Origin of the sequence: Citrobacter sp. CK180 (assembly GCF_030333655.1) — a bacterium.
In the GTDB taxonomy this organism is placed as follows: domain Bacteria; phylum Pseudomonadota; class Gammaproteobacteria; order Enterobacterales; family Enterobacteriaceae; genus Citrobacter_B; species Citrobacter_B koseri.
In genome coordinates this window covers 431,667-452,613 of record NZ_JAOWFM010000054.1, presented here as the reverse complement: position 1 = coordinate 452,613, position 20,947 = coordinate 431,667, and the positions used below count along the sequence as shown (strand labels likewise).

General features: G+C 53.1%; 22 protein-coding genes. 12 read left to right on the top strand and 10 right to left on the bottom strand.

Annotated features, from left to right (window positions below; translation table 11 throughout):
• From OGV50_RS18900 to OGV50_RS18880, 5 genes are all read left to right on the top strand, one after another.
• Window positions 1-241 (top strand): IS5/IS1182 family transposase (locus OGV50_RS18900; RefSeq protein ID WP_032174470.1); only part of this gene is annotated, 241 nt, incomplete at its 5' end.
• Between the two features lie 243 nt (window positions 242-484).
• A complete protein-coding gene (locus tag OGV50_RS18895; RefSeq protein ID WP_071259860.1) occupies window positions 485-1,627 on the top strand; it encodes a porin in 1,143 nt (380 codons plus the stop codon).
• A gap of 291 nt (window positions 1,628-1,918) precedes the next feature.
• Complete coding sequence (locus OGV50_RS18890) at window positions 1,919-2,749, top strand: MetQ/NlpA family ABC transporter substrate-binding protein (RefSeq protein WP_012133466.1); 831 nt, start codon at window positions 1,919-1,921, stop codon at window positions 2,747-2,749.
• A gap of 62 nt (window positions 2,750-2,811) precedes the next feature.
• Window positions 2,812-3,828 carry a virulence-associated ABC transporter ATP-binding protein SfbB gene (gene sfbB, locus OGV50_RS18885; protein ID WP_199976718.1) on the top strand — a complete coding sequence of 339 codons (1,017 nt, stop codon included), beginning with the start codon at window positions 2,812-2,814 and terminating at the stop codon, window positions 3,826-3,828.
• Window positions 3,821-4,480 carry a methionine ABC transporter permease gene (locus OGV50_RS18880; protein ID WP_012133464.1) on the top strand — a complete coding sequence of 220 codons (660 nt, stop codon included), beginning with the start codon at window positions 3,821-3,823 and terminating at the stop codon, window positions 4,478-4,480. The genes sfbB and OGV50_RS18880 overlap by 8 nt, the downstream gene beginning before the upstream one ends.
• Window positions 4,481-4,541: 61 nt before the next feature.
• Here the strand turns inward: OGV50_RS18880 and mnmH are convergent, their stop codons facing one another.
• The 5 genes from mnmH to ppiB all read right to left on the bottom strand — a co-directional run bounded on the left by mnmH (window position 4,542) and on the right by ppiB (window position 8,635).
• Entirely contained in the window at window positions 4,542-5,624 is a 1,083-nt protein-coding gene (mnmH, locus tag OGV50_RS18875; protein ID WP_200091647.1) for a tRNA 2-selenouridine(34) synthase MnmH, read from the bottom strand.
• Between the two features lie 99 nt (window positions 5,625-5,723).
• The gene (gene purK, locus OGV50_RS18870; protein ID WP_012133462.1) at window positions 5,724-6,791 is read right to left on the bottom strand and encodes a 5-(carboxyamino)imidazole ribonucleotide synthase; all 1,068 of its coding nucleotides are present in this window, start codon (window positions 6,789-6,791) and stop codon (window positions 5,724-5,726) included.
• Entirely contained in the window at window positions 6,788-7,297 is a 510-nt protein-coding gene (gene purE / locus OGV50_RS18865; protein ID WP_049011469.1) for a 5-(carboxyamino)imidazole ribonucleotide mutase, read from the bottom strand. The genes purK and purE overlap by 4 nt, the downstream gene beginning before the upstream one ends.
• 118 nt (window positions 7,298-7,415) lie before the next feature.
• Window positions 7,416-8,138: a UDP-2,3-diacylglucosamine diphosphatase gene (lpxH, locus tag OGV50_RS18860; protein ID WP_200073847.1), complete on the bottom strand. Its 723-nt coding sequence runs from the start codon at window positions 8,136-8,138 to the stop codon at window positions 7,416-7,418.
• 2 nt (window positions 8,139-8,140) lie between these two features.
• A complete protein-coding gene (gene ppiB / locus OGV50_RS18855; RefSeq protein WP_003021875.1) occupies window positions 8,141-8,635 on the bottom strand; it encodes a peptidylprolyl isomerase B in 495 nt (164 codons plus the stop codon).
• 173 nt (window positions 8,636-8,808) lie between these two features.
• Here ppiB and cysS point away from each other — a divergent pair, with 173 nt between their 5' ends.
• Window positions 8,809-10,194: a cysteine--tRNA ligase gene (gene cysS / locus OGV50_RS18850; protein WP_049011837.1), complete on the top strand. Its 1,386-nt coding sequence runs from the start codon at window positions 8,809-8,811 to the stop codon at window positions 10,192-10,194.
• A gap of 87 nt (window positions 10,195-10,281) precedes the next feature.
• Here cysS and ybcJ read toward each other — a convergent pair whose 3' ends face one another.
• Both ybcJ and folD read right to left on the bottom strand, forming a co-directional pair.
• Window positions 10,282-10,494 (bottom strand): ribosome-associated protein YbcJ, encoded by a 213-nt coding sequence (ybcJ, locus tag OGV50_RS18845; RefSeq protein WP_047458327.1) that lies wholly within the window; start codon window positions 10,492-10,494, stop codon window positions 10,282-10,284.
• Window position 10,495: 1 nt separating this feature from the next.
• On the bottom strand, window positions 10,496-11,362 hold the full coding sequence (folD, locus tag OGV50_RS18840) for a bifunctional methylenetetrahydrofolate dehydrogenase/methenyltetrahydrofolate cyclohydrolase FolD (RefSeq protein ID WP_012133456.1): 867 nt from the start codon (window positions 11,360-11,362) through the stop codon (window positions 10,496-10,498).
• Between the two features lie 576 nt (window positions 11,363-11,938).
• On the opposite strand from folD, the gene fimA reads away from it, so the two are divergent.
• The 6 genes from fimA to sfmF all read left to right on the top strand — a co-directional run bounded on the left by fimA (window position 11,939) and on the right by sfmF (window position 18,029).
• The gene (gene fimA, locus OGV50_RS18835; protein WP_024130577.1) at window positions 11,939-12,490 is read left to right on the top strand and encodes a type 1 fimbrial major subunit FimA; all 552 of its coding nucleotides are present in this window, start codon (window positions 11,939-11,941) and stop codon (window positions 12,488-12,490) included.
• Between the two features lie 75 nt (window positions 12,491-12,565).
• Window positions 12,566-13,099 carry a type 1 fimbrial protein subunit FimI gene (fimI, locus tag OGV50_RS18830; protein ID WP_012133454.1) on the top strand — a complete coding sequence of 178 codons (534 nt, stop codon included), beginning with the start codon at window positions 12,566-12,568 and terminating at the stop codon, window positions 13,097-13,099.
• Between the two features lie 44 nt (window positions 13,100-13,143).
• Window positions 13,144-13,836 (top strand): type 1 fimbria chaperone FimC, encoded by a 693-nt coding sequence (fimC, locus tag OGV50_RS18825; RefSeq protein ID WP_012133453.1) that lies wholly within the window; start codon window positions 13,144-13,146, stop codon window positions 13,834-13,836.
• Between the two features lie 31 nt (window positions 13,837-13,867).
• Window positions 13,868-16,480, top strand: a complete 2,613-nt coding sequence (locus OGV50_RS18820) for a fimbrial biogenesis usher protein (protein ID WP_058668727.1) — start codon at window positions 13,868-13,870, stop codon at window positions 16,478-16,480.
• Window positions 16,481-16,493: 13 nt separating this feature from the next.
• A complete protein-coding gene (gene fimH, locus OGV50_RS18815) occupies window positions 16,494-17,501 on the top strand; it encodes a type 1 fimbria D-mannose specific adhesin FimH (RefSeq protein WP_286488706.1) in 1,008 nt (335 codons plus the stop codon).
• Between the two features lie 15 nt (window positions 17,502-17,516).
• Complete coding sequence (sfmF, locus tag OGV50_RS18810) at window positions 17,517-18,029, top strand: fimbria assembly protein (protein ID WP_134769656.1); 513 nt, start codon at window positions 17,517-17,519, stop codon at window positions 18,027-18,029.
• Window positions 18,030-18,084: 55 nt separating this feature from the next.
• On the opposite strand, the gene fimZ is transcribed toward sfmF, so the two are convergent.
• The 3 genes from fimZ to OGV50_RS18795 form a co-directional block, all read right to left on the bottom strand.
• The gene (gene fimZ / locus OGV50_RS18805) at window positions 18,085-18,717 is read right to left on the bottom strand and encodes a fimbria biosynthesis transcriptional regulator FimZ (protein ID WP_012133449.1); all 633 of its coding nucleotides are present in this window, start codon (window positions 18,715-18,717) and stop codon (window positions 18,085-18,087) included.
• Between the two features lie 602 nt (window positions 18,718-19,319).
• Window positions 19,320-20,042: a fimbria biosynthesis regulator FimY gene (gene fimY / locus OGV50_RS18800; protein ID WP_200091662.1), complete on the bottom strand. Its 723-nt coding sequence runs from the start codon at window positions 20,040-20,042 to the stop codon at window positions 19,320-19,322.
• A 19-nt stretch (window positions 20,043-20,061) separates the two neighbouring features.
• Window positions 20,062-20,787: an EAL domain-containing protein gene (locus tag OGV50_RS18795; protein ID WP_286488705.1), complete on the bottom strand. Its 726-nt coding sequence runs from the start codon at window positions 20,785-20,787 to the stop codon at window positions 20,062-20,064.
• Window positions 20,788-20,947 lie beyond the last annotated feature (160 nt).

Sequence of the window (20,947 nt, the reverse complement as noted above, 5' to 3'; positions counted from 1 at the left end):
GGTAAAAACCTTGAAGCAGCATCCGCGCAAGAACAAAACGGCCATCAACATCGAATACATGAAAGCCAGCATCCGTGCCAAGGTGGAGCACCCGTTTCGCATCATCAAGCGGCAGTTCGGCTTCGTGAAAGCCAGATACAAGGGGCTGCTGAAAAACGATAACCAACTGGCGATGTTATTCACCCTGGCCAACCTGTTTCGGGTGGACCAAATGATACGTCAGTGGGAGAGATCTCAGTAAAAACCGGAAATAACGCCAGAAATGGTGGAAAAAATAGCCTAAATAGGCTGATTCGATGTGTTTGCGGGAAAAAAATCGGCCCAGATCCGCGAAATTTTAATCAGCGAGTCAGCTTGGGAAGAAATGACCTGCTTATTCGCACCTTCCCTAAATAGTTAGCGGGCTATGCCCGTTGTTTTTTACGTTGCCGGTATTTTGCCAGCAGTGCGAATAATGACGGGTAAATCTATCAAGGAAAATATAATGACAATAAAAAAAACAGCGCTGGCGGCATCGATCGGCGCGGCAGTGGCATTAACGTCTTTCGCATCTCAGGCGGAAATCACTGTTCTGAAACAAGATCCACAGGCGGGTAATCCGCTGAGCCGTCTTAACTTCACCGTTGGCGGCAGTATTCGTCCTCAGTTCCAGAATATGGCTGGCGACGACGGTAAAAATGGTTACAAACGTAATGGCTTCGATGGCGGCACCCGTTTCCGTTTCGCGGCTGATTACTATCTGTTTGATGACATTAGCTGGGTCAGCTACTACGAGCTGGGCGTTAACTTCCCGGCGATGTTCAACTGGGATAACCACTACGCAGACGGCGCGAACGACACCACTCGCCGTATGCTGTACACCGGTCTGAAAAGCGATACCTGGGGTACGCTGACTTTCGGTCAACAGAACAGCGTTTATTATGATGTGGTTGGCGTGAAAACCGATATCTGGGACTATGACATGATTGGTCAGGCGCCAGGCAACGGTATCAACGGCGACTACGACGGTTCTTACCGTACCCGTAAATCCCTGAAGTATAAGAAAACAGTCGGCGACGTCGATCTCTACGCGTCTTATCTGTTCAGCGATGATTACAACCCGAACAACGGCCTGCGCTACAAGCGTAAAGGTGGCGGTTCTCTGGGTGCGGATTACCACATCACGGACGATCTGACCTGGGGTACGGCGTGGAACTATACGCGTGCGGAAATGCGCCCAGGTAACGGCGGCGACGGTAAAGACTACGATCAAAATATCGTTGGTACTGCGCTTAGCTGGACGCCGGATAACTGGACTTTCGCGCTGGGCGGCGGCTGGTATCAGAACTTCATGACCACCAAACGCGTAGACGCGCATGACTACTTTGCGGGCGACGCATGGGGTGTTGAATACTTTGCCGGTTATAAATTCCCGATCAACCAGTATGCGGTGAAATCTATTCAGCCGTACTTTATGGGTGACCGTATTGAATATGTGAACGGCCGTAACTACCAGCGTATTGATAATGGCGTTGGTATTAGCTTCCAGCTGGATTATGGTTTCCGCGTGGATTACGAACACGTATTCACCTCCAGCACCGACGATCTGGGCGATATGAACCTGGTTCGTCTGCGTTACGACTTCTAATTGGCGCCTGCCAAACCGAATGCCCGATGGCGCTTGCGCTAATCGGGCCTACGAGTGCAGCGCAATAATAGAGCGTCCAGGCCGGATAAGGCACTTATGCCGCTATCCGGCTTTTTCATTTCTGCTCATCCCCTTTCAACGACATACTCTGCAACATCATGAAATAATTTCAAGGACAACAGGTTGTGAACTGTGTCATGTTAACAAATAGCCTTGTATTCAGGCCCAAATGAACAACGTCGCATCGCACGGCGTACTGCACTGCATCACAACATTTAAAAGGGAGAAGTTATGGGACTGCGTCAGAGTTTACGCGTTGCCGCCGGGGCGCTTTTGCTGGCCTGCGGCCTGCAATTTGCTCATGCTAATAGCGATCCACAGACTATTGTATTCGGCGTCGCGCCGGGTCCGTATGGCGATATGGTCAAACAGGCCATCGCGCCAACGCTGAAAGAGAAAGGCTACAAGGTCGTGGTGCGCGAATTTAGCGACTATGTTCAGCCAAACATGGCGTTATCCAACGGCAGCATTGACGCTAACCTGTTCCAGCACACGCTCTATTTTGAAAAATTCACCGCCGATAAAGGACTGAAACTGACGAAGCTGATCGTCGTGCCGACGGCCGGAATGGGGTTCTATTCCCGTAAAATCAACAGTCTGGACGAGCTGAAGAAAGGGGACATTATTACCCTGTCGAATGACCCGACCAATCTGGCGCGCGGTCTGCGTTTCCTGCAATCAATCGGTCTTATCACCATTAAAGACAATATCGACCCGACGAAAGCCTCCGAGCGTGATATCGCCAGCAACCCGAAAGGGCTGGTGTTTAAACCGCTGGAAGCGGCACAGCTGCCGCGCACGCTGGATGGCGTGACCGGCGCGCTGGTTAACGGTAATTTCGCCGTTGCGGCGGGGCTGGATCTTTCCAGCGCGCTAAAACAAGAGCAACTGGATGAAAACCTGAAAAATATCATTGCCGTACGCAGTGAAGATGCCGACAAGCCGTTCGCGAAAGATATTGTCGATGCGGTGAAATCTCCGGCCTACCGTGCGGTTATTGACGATCCGAAGAATATTTACAGCGCCTTCCAGAAACCGGAATGGATGACCGCAGACAAATAATCGCTGCGCAAGGGAATTAACGGGGCAGCGGCGACTGCCCTTTTCGCATTTCTGAGGTGAGCATGATTGAGATTGAAAAGGTCTGCGTGGATTTTACGGCAGGCCGTGGCGCATCGACCCGCGCGGTGGATGATGTCAGCCTGCGGATAGCGGCGGGCGAAATTTTTGGCATTGTCGGCACCAGCGGCGCGGGAAAAAGTACGCTGCTGCGTACCCTTAATGCCTTAACGCGCCCGAGTCAGGGAAGCGTGAAAGTGAACGGTGTGGCGATCTCTGCGCTGGAAGGGGCGAATCTGCGTAAAGCCCGCCAGCGTATTGGGATGATTTTCCAGCACTTTAATCTGATGCATACCCGCACGGTGGCGCAAAACGTCGCTTTCAGCCTGAAATCCGCCGGATGGGAGCGCAGCAGGATCGCCCCGCGCGTCGCCGAAATTCTGGCGCTGGTCGGGCTGGCGGATAAGGCGAACCGCTTTCCGGTACAGCTTAGCGGCGGTCAAAAGCAGCGAGTGGGGATTGCCCGCGCGATCGCCAACCATCCAGATGTACTGCTCTGCGACGAACCGACTTCCGCGCTGGATCTGGAAACGTCAGCGACCATTCTGGCGCTGCTCAAACAGATTAACGAACAGCTGGGGATCACGATCGTGCTGATCACCCATGAAATGAATGTGATCAAGTCCATCTGCGATCGCGTGGCGGTGATGTCCGGCGGCAAAGTGGTGGAGTCGGGCGACGTGTTTGATGTTTTCGCTCATCCGCAGCACGCCTTCACACAGCAGCTGGTGTCGCACACTCTCAATCTGACGCTACCGGAACGTCTGCGCCAGCATCTGCCCGGTCAGTTACTGAAAATTCTGTTTATCGGTGATTCGGCGGAGCAGCCGGTGTTGTCTGATGTGGCGGTGAAGTTCGGCGTAGCGGTGAACATTCTGCACGGCAAAATTGAATATATCGGCGAACGCGCGTTGGGGATTTTAGTGGTGCAACTGACTGCGCCGCACAACCCGTCAGCGGTGGATGCCGCGGTAGCGCATATTCGGCAACGTACTGCGCAGGTGGAGGTGATTCGTGGATGATTTACTGCCGGATTTAACGCTGGCGTTCAATGAAACCTTTCAAATGCTGAGCATTTCAACGGTGCTGGCGGTTGTCGGCGGGCTGCCGCTCGGCTTCCTTATCTTTGTCACCGACCGGAATCTGTTCTGGCAGAATCGCTTCGTGTATCTGGTGAGTTCGGTTCTGGTGAACATTATCCGCTCGGTGCCGTTCGTGATTTTGCTGGTGCTGCTGTTGCCGCTCACGCAATTTTTGCTCGGCAATACCATCGGGCCGATTGCCGCCTCCGTCCCTCTCTCTGTTGCGGCGATAGCGTTCTATGCGCGTCTGGTCGATAGCGCGCTGCGTGAGGTGGATAAAGGGATTATCGAAGCGGCAGAAGCGTTCGGCGCCAGCCCGATGCGCATTATCTGCACCGTACTGCTGCCAGAGGCCAGCGCCGGTCTGCTACGCGGGCTGACCATCACGCTGGTGAGTCTGATTGGCTATTCCGCGATGGCCGGGATTGTCGGTGGCGGCGGGGTCGGCGACCTGGCGATTCGCTACGGTTATTACCGCTACGAAACCCAGGTGATGATTGTCACCGTGGTCGCGTTGATTATTCTGGTGCAGGTTGTACAGATGCTCGGCGACTGGCTGGCGAAACGCGCCGATAAACGCGACAGACATTAGGGCATAATATTTGTAGGCCGGATAAGGCGTTAGCCGCCATCCGGCAGAATGCCCGCAATCGCTAGTTTTGAAGCCACTGTGCAACGTCCTGCCATATGCCGCGAAAGACGATTTTCGCGGCTTTCTTTTCCAGTTGATAGCGATACATCGGATCGTAGTATTCGTTTAGGAGCGGCACCAGCCAGGCCAGATGCCCGTCGGTACTGCCGCTGGCCTGCTGCATGGCCAGCGCAGCGTCTAGTTTTACCGTCAGCTCTTTAAAACGCTGCAAACCAAGGCGGCGCTGAATGGCGGAAAGCCCATGATGCAGATAGTCGCTGTACGCCAGCCAGCCGTCTTCTTCCCCGCAGGCATGGGTGAAGTCGCGAAGCATGCGGATAAAATACTCTTCGCGCAGCCGCTCCAGACGCAGCTCGAACGGATCGTCCACAACCGCAATGGGTGCCTGCGCCATGCGTTCGCGCAGACATTCGGGCAGATGATTTGCGCCAATCATCCGGCCTTCGTCTTCCAGCACCCACATCTGCAACTCCTGACGGGCGTCGGTTTTCAACATCTCCACGGCGAGATGATTTTCAAAACTGGCCTGACTCAGCTGCGGCTTCAGCGTGCGGCCGAATGACGAACCGCGATGATGCGCCAGTCCTTCCAGATCCACGCCGTTCGGCTGCTGTCGAACCAACTGTGTTTTTCCGCTGCCGGTACAGCCGCCAATTAAGATCATGGGTTTTTGTACCAGCGTGTCGGTGATGTGCATGGCCGCCTGGCGGAGCGCTTTGTAGCCGCCCTGGATCAGCGGATAATCCACGCCGGACTCATGTAGCCATTGTTGTACGATATGCGAACGCTGACCGCCGCGCGCGCAGCAGAGATAACCCCGGGGATGTTGAATACAGGCTTTTCGCCAGGCCTCCAGCCGCCGTTGACGCTCGTCGCCGGCAACGAGTTTATGGCCCAACGCCAGTGCCGCTTCCGGCCCCTGGCGTTTGTAACAGGTGCCGACTGCCGCGCGTTCTTCATCATTCATTAAGGGCAGGTTAATCGCGGTGGGCATGGCGCCCTGCGTAAATTCTATCGGCGCGCGAACGTCGATTAAAGGCGTATCGGCCGCCAGAATGGCGCGATAGTCCGTCCCATCGTTCATTGTGGAATCCTGAAAAAAAACAAACGGCAATGATGGGGATTTTACGCGCTGAAGGAGGAGCCGGAAAAGGATAAGATTCCTTTCCCGGCATTTTATGTATTACTTAAGCTTACTTTGCGCCCAGATGATGCCGCTGGCGTATTCCGGCGGCAGCAAGGGAACTAAGGCTTCCAGCGTTGCGCTTAAGCGATCGGTATCGCTGTCGGTCAGGTTCAGGTGGCCCACTTTACGCCCCTCGCGAACCTCTTTGTCGTACCAGTGCAGATGCACCAGCGGCAGTTTCAGCCAGTCATAATTCAGAGCGCTGCCAATCAGGTTCACCATCACGGACGGGCTGTCCACGACCGGTGACGGTAACGGCAGGCCGGTAATCGCGCGCAGATGCAGCTCAAACTGGCTGATGCTGGCGCCGTTTTGCGTCCAGTGCCCGCTGTTGTGTACCCGCGGCGCCAGTTCGTTGATGAGCAACCCTTCTGGCGTGATAAAACACTCCATCGCCATGACGCCGACATAACCCAGTTCATGCATGATGGCAGAGAGCATGGCTTCCGCCTGTTCCTGCTGTTTTGCGTTGGCCTGTGGGAACGCTACGCTGGTGCGTAGAATCCCATCCTGGTGCAGGTTGTGCGTCAGCGGGTAGAACACGGTGCTGCCGTCATGGGCGCGGGCGCCGACTAACGACACTTCGCCAGAGAAGTTAATGCCCTGTTCAACAATGCACTCGCCGTAACCGTCGTCCGGGAACTGAGCGGTTTCATCCGCGCGTAAACGCCACTGCCCACGGCCGTCGTAACCGCCGACGCGCCGTTTGACGATAGCCAGTTCGCCCAGACGCGCAAATACGGCAGGCCACTCGTCCCGGCTTGCCAGCAACTGCCAGGGCGCCGTCGCCAGCGAGAGTTTGTCAAAAAGCTGCTTTTGCGTCAGGCGGTCGGCAATAATCGGGAAAACGTCGCGGTTGACGAAAGCCGGGTGGCGCGCCAGTTCGCGGGTCAGCGCGGTTTCCGGCCAGCGTTCGATTTCCGCTGTGATCACGCTTTGCTGAACCGGAACGGCGGTAGGTTCCGCGTCCAGCCCGACAGGCCAGACGGTGATGCCCAACGGTTCGCCCGCCTGACGCAGCATCCGTCCTAACTGGCCGTTACCCAGTACGCAGACCTGCTTCATGCCGCACCTCGTGGGTCGGGATTCTCAAGCACCTCATCGGTCTGGGCTTTACGCCAGTCCGCCAGACGTTGGCGCAGGTCTTTATCGTGTGTCGCCAGAATTTGCGCTGCCAGCAGCGCCGCGTTTGCCGCGCCCGCTTTGCCGATCGCCAGCGTGCCGACCGGAATGCCGCGTGGCATCTGGACGATAGAGTAGAGGCTGTCCACGCCGCTCAGCGCAGCGCTTTGCACCGGCACGCCCAGTACCGGCACCAGCGTTTTTGCCGCAATCATTCCCGGCAGATGCGCCGCGCCGCCAGCACCAGCAATAATCACCTGATAACCCTTCTCTTCGGCGCTTTCGGCGAAGCTGAACAGCTTATCGGGGGTGCGGTGTGCGGAAACCACTTCAACGTGGTGTGGAACGTTCAGGATATCGAAGATTTCGGCGGCAAACTGCATGGTAGCCCAGTCGCTTTTGGACCCCATCACGATGGCGACACGCGCCGGATTATTGCGGGAAGACATGCGTCTTAAAACTCCTGTGGTGCACAACTCTCGGCTTTTGAGGGCACAGAGAATAGCACGGAAATACGCCAAGGAAAACGGTTGCGTACCTTATGACGTCGTCAATTCACGGGCGAGGTTAAAACGGGAAATGGAGAAGCTCAACGTCATCCGGCGTGACTTTGACCATCGACCCTTCGCTATGCCAGGCGCCTAAAACAACGCGGAACGCGGGTTTGCCGTTAGCGCTCAGTTCGTGAACGTCCGGGCGATGGGTATGACCATGAATCAGCCATTGCACATGGTGTTTTTCCATTTCGACCACCACGGCCTGTGGATTAACGTCCATGATCTCCAGTGACTTGCTGCTGTTGGCGGCTTTGCTGCCTGCGCGCATTCTGGCGGCAATACGATTGCGGATAAACAGCGGCAGGGCGAGGAACAGCGTCTGTAGCCAGGGTTTGTGAACTTTGGCGCGAAACGCCTGGTAACCGGCATCGTCGGTGCAGAGCGTGTCGCCGTGCATAATCAATACGCGACGACCATAGAGGTCGAGCACCTTTTCCTGCGGCAATAGCGTCATTCCGCTTTCATGGGCAAAGCGTTTGCCGATCAAAAAATCACGGTTGCCGTGAATAAAGAAGCAGGGTACGCCGGAATCTACAACGGCTTTAATGGCTGCGGCCATTTCGCGGTGCAGCGGGTTGGGATCGTCGTCGCCTATCCAGGCTTCGAAAAGGTCGCCAAGAATGTACAGCGCATCGGCCTGGCGCGCGTCACCGGCTAAAAAACGCAGAAAACCGGCGGTGATCGCCGGTTCTTCCGTGCAGAGGTGAAGATCTGCAATAAACAGTGTCGCCACGATTACTCGCTGACGGTCACGTTTTCGATGATAACGTCTTCTTTCGGCACGTCCTGATGCATACCGCTGCGGCCTGTTGATACGCCTTTGATTTTATCAACCACGTCCATGCCTTCCACGACTTCAGCGAATACGCAGTAGCCCCAGCCCTGCATGCTTTCGCCAGAGAAGTTCAGGAAGTCGTTGTCGGCCACGTTGATGAAGAACTGCGCCGTTGCGGAGTGTGGAGCCTGAGTACGCGCCATTGCCAGCGTGCCACGGGTGTTTTTCAGACCGTTGTTGGCTTCGTTTTTGATCGCTTCTTTGGTCGCTTTCTGCTTCATGCCAGGTTCAAAACCGCCGCCCTGAATCATGAAACCGTTAATAACACGGTGGAAAATGGTGTTGTTGTAAAAACCTTCGCGGCAGTAGTCCAGGAAGTTTTTAACTGTTTCAGGCGCTTTGTCATCAAACGTTTTGATTACGATATCGCCGTGATTAGTGTGGAAAGTAACCATTTTTGCATCCTGTTCCGATATAGTGGTGCTTCGACCCCGGTAAGGGTCACATATAGGGGGGTGTTATAGCATAACCGCACGCTGCGATCACCTCGCAAAGTGTGCTGCTTCGATTACGAATAATATGTATCATACGGATATTATTACCCACACACGTCTATACGGAATCTTCGATGTTAAAAATCTTTAATACACTGACGCGCCAAAAAGAGGAATTCAAACCTATTCATGCCGGGGAAGTCGGCATGTACGTGTGTGGTATTACCGTTTACGACCTCTGTCATATCGGTCACGGGCGTACGTTTGTCGCCTTCGACGTCGTCGCGCGCTATTTGCGTTTCCTCGGTTATACGCTGAAGTACGTGCGTAACATTACCGATATCGACGACAAGATCATTAAACGGGCGAACGAAAACGGTGAAAGCTTTGTCGCGCTGGTCGATCGTATGATTGCGGAGATGCACAAAGATTTCGACGCGCTGAATATTCTGCGCCCGGATCTGGAGCCGCGTGCAACGCACCATATTGCCGAAATTATTGAGATCACCGAACAGCTGATCGCCAAAGGTCACGCTTATGTGGCGGACAATGGCGACGTGATGTTCGACGTGCCGACCGACCCGAACTATGGTCAGCTGTCGCGCCAGGATCTGGAACAGCTACAGGCGGGCGCTCGCGTTGACGTCGTTGACGTAAAACACAACCCGATGGATTTCGTGCTGTGGAAGATGTCCAAAGAGGGCGAGCCGAGCTGGCCGTCGCCGTGGGGCGCGGGTCGTCCGGGCTGGCACATTGAATGTTCCGCCATGAACTGCAAACAGCTGGGCAACCATTTTGATATTCATGGCGGCGGTTCCGACCTGATGTTCCCGCACCATGAGAACGAAATCGCCCAGTCTACCTGCGCGCACGACGGCGAGTATGTGAACTACTGGATGCACTCCGGCATGGTGATGGTGGATCGTGAGAAGATGTCGAAATCGCTGGGCAACTTCTTTACCGTGCGCGATGTGCTGAAATACTACGACGCGGAAACCGTTCGTTACTTCCTGATGTCCGGCCACTATCGTAGCCAGCTCAACTACAGCGAAGAGAACCTCAAGCAGGCGCGCTCCGCCCTGGAGCGTCTGTACACCGCGCTGCGCGGAACGGACAAAACCGTTGCGCCTGCGGGCGGCGAAGCGTTTGAAGCGCGTTTTGTGGAGGCAATGAACGACGATTTCAACACGCCGGAAGCCTACTCTGTGCTGTTTGATATGGCGCGTGAGGTGAACCGTCTGAAGAGTGAGGATATGGCTGCCGCGAATGCGATGGCGTCACATCTGCGTAAAATTTCCGGCGTGCTGGGGCTGCTGGAGCAGGAGCCGGAAGCGTTCCTGCAAAGCGGAGCGCAGGCGGATGACGGCGAAGTGGCTGAAATCGAAGCGTTAATTCAACAGCGTCTGGATGCGCGTAAAGCCAAAGACTGGGCGGCGGCGGATGCGGCGCGTGACCGTCTGAATGAGATGGGCATCGTGCTGGAAGATGGTCCGCAAGGGACAACCTGGCGCCGTAAATAACGTCATTGCCGGATGGCGATCCGGCCTACACTGGCATAACCAGTAGGCCGGATAAGACGCGATAGCGTCGCCATCCGGCACTCTGAATCAGGCGACGACGTTAACGCTTTGCCCTGCGAAGCTGACGGTTTGCCCGGCAACAATTTTGCAGCGTTTGCGGGTTTCAACCGCGCCATCAACCTTCACTAAACCTTCTGCAATGGCAATTTTCGCCTGGGCACCGCTTTCGCTCCAGCCTTCCAGTTTGAGCAGGTCGCACAACTCAACGTGCGGGTGCTTGCCTAAAGAGAATGTTGCCATGTTATTTACCTTGTGGATCGTGATATTCAACGCACGCCTGTAGCGTGTTTTCGATAAGTGTTGCGACCGTCATCGGACCGACGCCGCCCGGCACCGGGGTGATATAGGATGCGCGCGCGGCAGCGTCTTCAAAGACCACATCGCCGACCACTTTACCATTTTCCAGTCGGTTGATTCCGACATCAATCACGATGGCGCCTTCTTTAATCCACTCGCCGGGAATAAATCCGGGTTTGCCGACGGCGACAATCAGCAGATCGGCGTGTTCAACATGGCGACGCAGATCTTTGGTGAAGCGGTGAGTCACGGTCGTTGTGCAGCCTGCCAGCAGCAGTTCCATGCTCATCGGGCGACCGACGATATTCGAGGCGCCGATGACGACGGCATTCAGTCCGAAGGTATCGATGTTGTAACGCTCCAGCAGCGTGACGATGCCGCGCGGCGTACAGGGGCGCAGACGCGGCGCGCGCTGGCACAGACGGCCTACGTTATAGGGATGGAAACCGTCTACGTCTTTGTCCGGCGCAATGCGTTCCAGCACTTTGACGTTATCGATGCCCGCCGGTAGCGGCAACTGCACCAGAATACCGTCGATAGTGTTGTCGGCGTTAAGCGTATCAATCAGTTCCAGCAGTTCTGCTTCGCTGGTGGTTTCGGGCAGGTCATAGGAGCGGGAGACGAATCCCACCTCTTCACAGGCTTTGCGCTTACTCGCCACATAAATCTGCGAAGCCGGGTTGCTGCCTACCAATACAACGGCCAACCCTGGGGCGCGAAGTCCGGCCGCGACACGCGCCTGAACTTTTTGAGCAACCTCAGAGCGCACCTGCTGCGCAATCGTTTTACCGTCAATAATCTTTGCTGCCATCAGAGAGAGGATTCCGTCTGTTACATTAAGTCGAAGGGGATGTGGCTATTTTGTCAGAAGCGGGGCGCGCTGTCAGTTATCGTTTGCGTCTTTACGTGTGATCGGTGCAGTGACCGCTGCGATACGGGCTGCGGCGAGGGGCAAAATCCTGTGGGCAATTAATGAGCAACCTAATCAAAATTAACCTAAAAGAAACAATTCATCACCCTGCTAAAATTAGGGGGAATGCCGCGAAAAACGTGGCGTTAAGTGTGATATTGAACACTTTTATATAAAAAAGGCTTAGACCTGTCCTATATCCCAATAAGAATTTACCTGGGCTAATTAAAGAGATTGAAGGTATTTTTCACTTATTGAAATGTTTAATTTATCCCTGTGACGAATTGTCATATTCGTAAAGATTAATTAGTGAATCTAATGCTCAGGAGAGTTGGGGTAAAAAGGTTAGCTAATTCTCTTTCGATATATATCTTTACAGGATGCAGAGATAATTAGCCTGACATTATTATGTCGATTTTGATTCAAACGGTTCCCGCAGGAAACTGGAGCCGAATGTGCGTAATTCAAGGGAAATCCATGAAACTTAAATTAATGACCTCTTCCGTTATTGCTGGCCTGATGTTTGCTGCTGGTGCGGCTCATGCCGATCCGGTAAGCGTTAGCGGCGGTACGGTTCACTTCGAAGGTGAGCTGGTCAATGCAGCGTGTGCCGTTAGCACGAAATCTGCCGATCAGACCGTGACCCTGGGCCAGTATCGTACCGCCAGCTTTACCGCTGTTGGCGATACCAGCGCACAGATTCCGTTCACCATTGTACTGAATGACTGCGATCCGAGCGTAGCAGCGACCGCTGCCGTTGCGTTCTCTGGTCAGGCTGACGGTACAAACGACAGCCTGCTGGCAGTCGTGTCTGGTGACAATGGCACCACGGCAGGCGGCGTAGGGATCGAAATTCTTGATAACACCTCTTCTCCGCTGAAGCCAGACGGCGCGACCTTCTCTACGGCTCAGGCGCTGGTAGAAGGTAGCAACACGCTGCGTTTCACCGCGCGTTATAAAGCGACTGCTGCGGACACCACGCCGGGTCAGGCTAACGCCGACGCAACCTTCATCATGAAGTACGAATAAACCCACCAGGGATTCAGGGATGTGGCAAGCCTCAATGGATGAGGCGCTATCCGGGGACGATAAGTGATACAGCAGATGATTAGCAAAGGCGTGGCGCTGGTGGGGCTGATTTGCGCGATGCCCGCATTCGCGCATACGGTGATACTGGAGAGCGGTAATCTTCACCTGCGAGGCCAGCTGGTAAACGGCGCCTGCGCGGTGAATTCCGAAAGCCAGGATCTCCGTGTACAGATGGGGCAATACCGCACCAATGTCTTTTCTGGCACCGGGAGTTTCGCCCCGACCAGTATTCCTTTCGCGCTGCGATTAACCGATTGTAGTTCAGAGGTTTATAGCCATGTTGGGATCGCTTTTTCCGGTGTGACTCCCGCAGAAGATCCGCAGGTATTCCTGGCGCGCAGCGACACGGCGGCGACCTCCGGTATTGGTCTGGCATTATTTGATGAGGAACAACGGCAAATCATACCCAATTCCTTGCCGCTTCATTATGCCCCTATTTTAACGCAAGAAATGACATTTCATTTCACGGCTCGCTATCGGGCAATCTCGGAAAATATGACGCCGGGAAGTATTCATTCAGATGTGTGGTTTACGCTGGTTTACCCCTGATTTGTTTTCCGGGCGTTGATAAAACGCAAAAGGTATTTTTTGCCATGCTTAATTATATAAAATCAGGCCTTATTATTTTTATTGCCTTATGGACTTCAATGAGTGCGCAGGCGGCCGGGGGAATTGCATTAGGCGCCACCCGCGTTATTTATCCGGCGGACGCCAAACAGACCTCGCTGGCAATTAGCAACAGCGCATCGAAAGAGCGTTATCTGGTTAATTCATGGATTGAGAACAGCGCCGGCGTCAAAGAAAAATCGTTCGTTGTTACACCGCCGCTGTTTGTCAGCGAACCCAAAAGTGAAAACACGCTGCGTATTATTTATGCCGGACAACCCCTGCCTGCCGATCGGGAGTCTTTGTTCTGGATGAACGTGAAAGCGATACCGTCGGTGGATAAAAACAGCCTTGAAGGCAAAAACGTCCTGCAACTGGCGATCCTGTCGCGCATTAAGCTGTTTGTTCGCCCTGCCAATCTGCCGCAGGTGCAGGAAGACGCGCCAGGAATGCTGCAATTCTCCCGTTCCGGGAACCACCTGAAAATCACCAATCCGTCTGCTTACTATCTCACGCTGGTCAATCTCAAAGTGGGAAATCAGAAGGTTGATAACGTCATGGTCGCGCCGAAGAACAATACCCAGATTCTGCTTCCGGCAGGCGCGCAGGGAAGTGTGACGTTCCAGACGGTAAATGATTACGGTGCGCTGACACCGGCGAAAACGGTTAGCTTGCGCTGATCGGAACGTGTGAAGCCACACTGAGAAAACGATGAAGAAGATAACGTATCTTCCCGGTTCACTGCCGGGGTATACGCCACATCTGACGGGGGTGGCGTTGTCCATACTGGCGGCGCTCTATCCGGCGATAAGTCATGGCGAAAGTTACTTTAACCCGGCTTTTTTGTCGGCAGATGCTGCGTCCGTGGCAGATTTGTCACGTTTTGAGAAAGGCAATCACCAGCCCCCGGGCATCTATCGGGTGGATATCTGGCGCAACGATGAGTTCGTCGCGACCCAGGATATTCGCTTTGAAACCTCGTCGACGAAAACCGGTGAAAAATCAGGTGGATTAATGCCCTGTTTTGATCTGGCGTGGATCAAAAGGCTGGGGGTAAATACCACCGCCTTTCCTGTGCTTGGGCAAAGCCAGGAGGAGACCTGCATCAATTTGCCAGAGGCGATTCCCGGCGCTGAAATCGCTTTTGATTTTTCCTCAATGCGTTTAAATATCAGTCTTCCGCAGGCGTCAATGCTGAACAGCGCGCGCGGGTATATCCCGCCGGAAGAGTGGGATGAGGGGATTCCCGCCGCGCTTATCAACTACAGTTTTACCGGCAGTCGCGGGACGAACAGCGACAGCTATTTTTTAAGCCTGATGAGCGGCCTGAACTATGGCCCGTGGCGGTTGCGTAACAACGGCGCGTGGAGCTATTCCAAAGGCGACGGATACCACTCGCAAAGCTGGAAAAACATCGGCACCTGGGTACAACGCGCCATCATCCCGTTGAAAAGCGAACTGGTGATGGGGGACAGCAACACCGGCAACGACGTGTTTGACAGCGTGGGCTTTCGCGGGGCGCGGCTCTACTCGTCTGACAATATGTACCCTGATAGCCTGCAAGGCTATGCGCCGACCGTGCGTGGGATCGCCCGTACCGCCGCAAAACTGACTATCCGCCAGAACGGCTATGTGATCTATCAGAGCTATGTCTCACCGGGCGCTTTCGCGATCACCGACCTCAACCCAACGTCTTCAAGCGGCGACCTGGACGTGACGGTTGATGAGAAAGACGGCAGTCAGCAGCGCTATACGGTGCCGTACTCCACCGTTCCGCTGTTGCAGCGCGAAGGACGTATGAAGTTCGACCTGGTGGCGGGGGATTTTCGCAGCGGCAATAGCCAGCAATCCTCGCCATTCTTCTTCCAGGGAACGCTGATCGCCGGTCTGCCTGAAGGGTATACCGCTTATGGCGGCACGCAACTGGCTTCGCGCTACAGCTCGGTGGTGCTGGGGGCCGGACGGAACCTGGGCGACTGGGGCGCGGTTTCGGTAGACGTCACCCACGCCCGCAGCCAACTGGCGGATGACAGCACCCACCAGGGGCAGTCGCTGCGTTTCCTGTACGCCAAGTCGTTGAACAACTACGGCACTAACTTCCAGTTACTGGGCTATCGCTATTCCACGCGCGGATTCTACACGCTTGACGATGTGGCGTACCGCAGTATGGAAGGGTACGAGTATGAATATGACAGCGAAGGTAAGCGTCATAAAGTGCCGGTAGTGCAGAGCTATCACAACCTGAACTACAGCAAAAAAGGCCGATTCCAGGTCAACATTTCACAGAATCTGGGGGATTACGGCTCGCTGTATATCTCCGGCAGTCAGCAAACATACTGGAACACTTCGGATGCCAATACCTGGTATCAACTGGGATATGCCAGCGGCTGGCAAGGGATCAGCTACTCCCTTTCCTGGTCGTGGAATGAATCCGTAGGGATTTCCGGCACCGATCGCATTCTGGCATTCAACATGTCGGTTCCGTTCAGCGTGCTCACCGGGCGACGCTACTCGCGCGACAATGCCCTGGATCGCACCTACGCCACCTTTAACGCGAACCGGAACAGCAATGGACAGAACAGCTGGCAGACCGGCATCGGCGGGACATTGTTAGACGGGCGTAACCTGAGCTACAGCGTGAACCAGGGACACAGCAGCACCAATGGCTACAGCGGCAGCGCCAGCGCGAACTGGCAGGCGGCTTACGGGACGCTCGGCGTGGGGTACAACTACGATCGAGACCAGCATGACTACAACTGGCAGCTGTCTGGCGGCGTGGTCGGTCATGCGGACGGCATCACGCTCAGTCAGCCTTTAGGCGATACCAATGTCCTGATTAAAGCGCCAGGCGCCGAAGGGGTGCATATAGAAAACCAGACCGGGGTGCAAACCGACTGGCGCGGATATGCGGTCATGCCTTATGCCACCGTATATCGCTATAACCGTGTCGCGCTGGATACCAACTCAATGGATAACCACACCGATGTGGAAAATAACGTCAGCAGCGTGGTGCCGACGCAAGGGGCGCTGGTACGCGCTGCCTTTGACACGCGAATCGGCGTGCGCGCAATTGTCACCGCAAAACAGGGCGATCGCCCGGTGCCGTTTGGCTCAATTGTGCGCGAAACCGCCAGCGGCGTCACCAGTATGGCGGGCGACGACGGGCAAATTTATCTGAGCGGACTGCCGCTGAAAGGGGAACTGCTGATTCAGTGGGGAGAGGGAGCGAACGCCCGCTGCGTGGCGCATTATTCCCTGCCCGAAGAGAGCCTGAAGCAGGCGGTGACGCTGCTTAATGCAACCTGTAAACGTCCGTCGTCATGAAAGGTAAGAAAAGATGAAAATGAAATCAGGGTTGTTGCCGGGCGCCATCGCATTATTGCTGGCGAATCCGGCATGGGCGACGGTCTGCCATAACTCGAACGGTACGCCGACCGATGTGTTTTACGATCTGTCGAATGTTTTTACCAGCAGCAATAATCAGGTAGGACAGGTGGTGACGCTGCCGGAGAAATCGGGCTGGGTTGGCGTACAGGCGACGTGTCCTGCTGGTACGAATGTGGATTATACCTTTCGAAGCTATGTGACCGAACTTCCCGTGCAAAGTACGGAAGGAGGATTCCAGTATCTCAAGCTCAATGACTACCTGCTGGGGGCGATGAGCATCACCGACAGCGCTGCCGGATTATTTTATCCGCCCCGTAATTATATTCGCATGGGGACGCACCCCAATGTACCGAAACAAAAGCCCTTCGGCGTGATGGACTCGAAGCTGATCTTTAAACTCAAAGTGATACGGCCTTTTATCAACATGGTGCCGATTCCCCGCCAGACCATGTTCTCGGTGTATGTCACCACCAGCACCGGCGATGCCCTGAGCACGCCGGTTTATACCATCAGCTACAGCGGTAAAGTCGAGGTTCCGCAAAGCTGTGAAGTGAATGCCGGGCAGGTTGTGGAATTTGATTTTGGCGATATCGGCGCCGCGCTGTTCAGCAAAGCCGGGGCGGGGAATCGCCCGGAAGGGGTGACGCCGCAGACAAAAACGGTCGCCATAAAATGTACGAACGTCGCGGCGCAGGCCTATTTGTCGATGCGTCTGGAGGCGGAGAAAATCTCCGGGCAGGCGATGGTCTCTGATAATCCCGATTTAGGCTTTATCGTTTCCGACAGCGACGGTGTGCCGCTGACGCCTAACAATCTGGCCAGCAAAATTCCATTCCGTCTGGATGACAGCGCCGCCGCCAGCGTGGGGATCCGCGCATGGCCGGTAAGCATCACGGGGAGTAAACCGACGGAAGGGCCTTTTACCGCTCGTGGGTATCTGCGTGTGGATTACGACTAAGGGGAGCGCACAGCCATGAGACTTTTGCTGGCTATTTTTTGCAGCGTGTTGCTGAGCTCGCTTTGCCGGGCTGACACCGCTCTGGGCGAGATTAATATTGAACTGCGCGGTAATGTTGTGGACTTCACCTGCACCGCAGTGACCGGTGACAGTAACAAAACGGTCGAGCTGGGCACCTGGCCCACGAAGCAGTTGAAAACCAGCGGCGATACCACCCAGCCCGTGCCTTTCAGCATCAAACTTGAGGGCTGCCCGCCGGGCGCGGCGTCGATGACCTTTTCAGGAACACCAGCGGCGGGGACGTCGCTGCTGGCGCTGGATGATGCGGTCATGGCGCAAAAAGTGGCCATTGAGATCCGCGACAGCGATCGCAGCAGATTACCGCTTGAGCAAGCCAGCCAGGCGGTAAGCGTTGATGAAAACGGTAATGCTACGCTGACGTTTTATGCGAATTACATTGCGTTGGCCGATGGCGTTCAGCCAGGAGTCGCAAAGGCGGATGCGACTTTTATGATCAATTACAACTGAAGTCCGATCCCGATAACGTACTCCCGAACGATCTCTCGTCGGGAGTCAGCCACGATCACAGCAAGTCGTGTACCTTCGCGTAATCAATAAGCTCAACAATGGTATGCAGGCCGAGTTTCGAAAATATGTTCGCTTTATGCGCGCTGATGGTTTTGTTACTCAGCAAGAGCTGCTCTGCGATTTCTTTATTCGATAAACCGTTGGCGAGATAGCGCAGTACCGTAACCTCCCTGTTTGAGAGCGGCATATCATTGTGCTCACCTTTTCGTGAACTGGTATTACTGATAAAATTTAGCGTCTCTGAAGGAAAAAAAGAATATCCTGATAAGATCATTTTCACTGCGTTATAAATATCATTGAGATCCTTTCTTTTACTGACAAATCCGTTTGCGCCTGCCCGGATAGCTCTCCCGGCATAAAAAGATTCAGATTTAGACGACAAGAAAAGAATTTTGGTATTTTCTTGTATTGATTTGATTCGTTTAAGCAGTGTAAATCCATCTGTACCCGGCAGCTCTATATCCAGGATGACCAGATCCACAGGATATGTGCGCAGATAATCTACCGCGGTACGATTGTCATCGGTTTTCAGGACAACCTGGATATTACTATTCTTTTCGAGAAGCACTTCTATCGACATTCTGACAATAGGGTGTTCGTCCATAATGATAACGGATGCAGGTTTCATTGTTGTATGCCTCAGACTGTTTGCGCGTCTTCCGTTTGCGGATAAGCGTCAGACACTATTAATTATCAAATAGCCAGAATATACCTCACGAACCTGGGAAGTGGTGAAGGTAATACCATCCTTGTTAACTGACTATTTTGCGTAAGAGCAATAAGTGTGGGGAATATCCATTTCGCACCAACAAAAAAGAAAATTCTGATTAACTAAGAATAGGGAGGATTATACCTGGTCTATTTTTTCGGAAAAGGCTTACGGTACACAAATCGGTGCTGGCTGTTAGGATGTTCTGCATGTTTTAAACTGTTTAATAGCGTTTGGTTTTATTCTCTGTTGAATTAATGTTTCGTGGCTAAAAGTATTTTTTTTAAATATAAAAACAACACAAAAAACCAATTGTTTAGTTTCTGTTATGTGACTTTTGGGCAAATTTTCAACGATGAGGCCGTGAGAGCCCGTCAATTGAAGGATTATAGAGAAAGAGGGATTTTCCTATGATACCAGGAATAGTTGTAAATATTAATTTTATGTAAAAAATTTACATTTAGTCAGGCGTTAAAATAAGTAATTTCTTAAAAAATCTTATAGCTTAAGAGGTTAGCGTGTTAAATTAAGTGAAGAGAAGTGACGCTAAGGCGGTGTATCAGATACAGCAAACTGTGTCGATGCGGCAGATCCAACTGAGTAATAAGTTGATTGAGTCGGTAGATCACCCGGTGATAAGGCGTATTGAGTAAAAGCGCGATTTCCTTTAAAGACATACCCTGAGATAACGCGGAAATGATCTTCCAGTCAGTATGGCTAAAGGTGCCATCAGTATTTTGAACGGAGGGGGGAGATAATAAGGCGTTACGTAATGATGAGAGATTCTGGCGACGTTGCAGAATATAAAACTTACCGGCTTTTTGCATAAAACGCGTCAGACTAACATCCTTATCCGGCACCAGTAAGTAAACCTGGATATCGCTTCGCTCTCGGATAAGCAGGCGTAATCGCTCAAGCGTTTCGTAGCAGGAGACCGCCAGTCCAGCCATATCAACAATCAATTGTCTGATGCCCGTCTCTTCCAGCCTGCATGAGGGTGATTCCAGAGAGCTGAACACCGCCGTGCGTTTTCCAGAAAATAAATAGCGATTCAGTGTATATCCGAGATAGTTATCCGTCGTGATAATAACCTGAGAGATTGTATTGTCCGGTAGGGCATAATTGAGACGTTGGGTCAGATATTCCAGACGATCAAATACCTGTGGTTCAAGGTGATGGTAGTGGTGAGTGCAATCGGTATTTCTTAAACGGCGATGTCTTTCTTTGCGAAGTGCGCTGCGCATCCTTTCCCTTTCCGTTTTTCTACTCTTTGTTTTGCAAAAGCGCGGGCCATAAGTATCCCTGGCCTAATTGGGCGCCAGAATGAAAAGCAATTTCTTTTTGCGCATGATTTTCAATACCTTCAATGAGTATGACATCTGCAATGTTATACCCCATAAAAATCACCCGGCGCAGTTTCTGAGGATGCAGAATTAGATCCCAGAACGCATTTTTATCCAGTTTCAGACCACTAAAACGCCAGCGGGCGGCAGCCACTTCTTTGATCAAATTTTCATCGACATCATCCAGCCAGACGGGAATTCCGATAGACTCAACCTGTTTTATTTTTTCATAGAGTTGGGAACGCTGGCGGCTATTAAGTGAAAAAAGCGTTTCTGGGTCCTGGATTTCAAGGATCAGATTGGACGGGCAGGGGGGTACTCCTGAATTAAAAAAATCCAGGTGTAAAAATACCTTCAGCGGTAAATTAAGAAAATAATGTACGCCTTTGGGATAATGCGTAATAGTGGCGACTTGTTGATAAAAATTCGCCACTATTTTTTCTGGCGGAAGGTGGTGAAAAAAATGCTCAGTATTGACATGAAAAGGAACCTGAGTCAGAACTTCATAGCCAAAGGTACGGGCAGAAGATAAATGGACTATCGGTTCAAGCTTTAAAGGATACTCCCAACAAAAAGGACGTTCCTTTTGAGTGCGCAATGTTGCAGAGTCAAGAATATTTCCCTGTAATACCGGGCGAGTTGCCACAAAAACACTCCTGTAGGCATAAAGAATGCCGCCGAATATTTTCGGTTCCTGACGGTTGTGCAATCAGGAAATATGATAAGTGTCATTGTGGCAGTATGCGAAAAATCGCTGTAGATGACGTTACTTAATCATCTGTGAGATATTTCTCAACATGATGTAT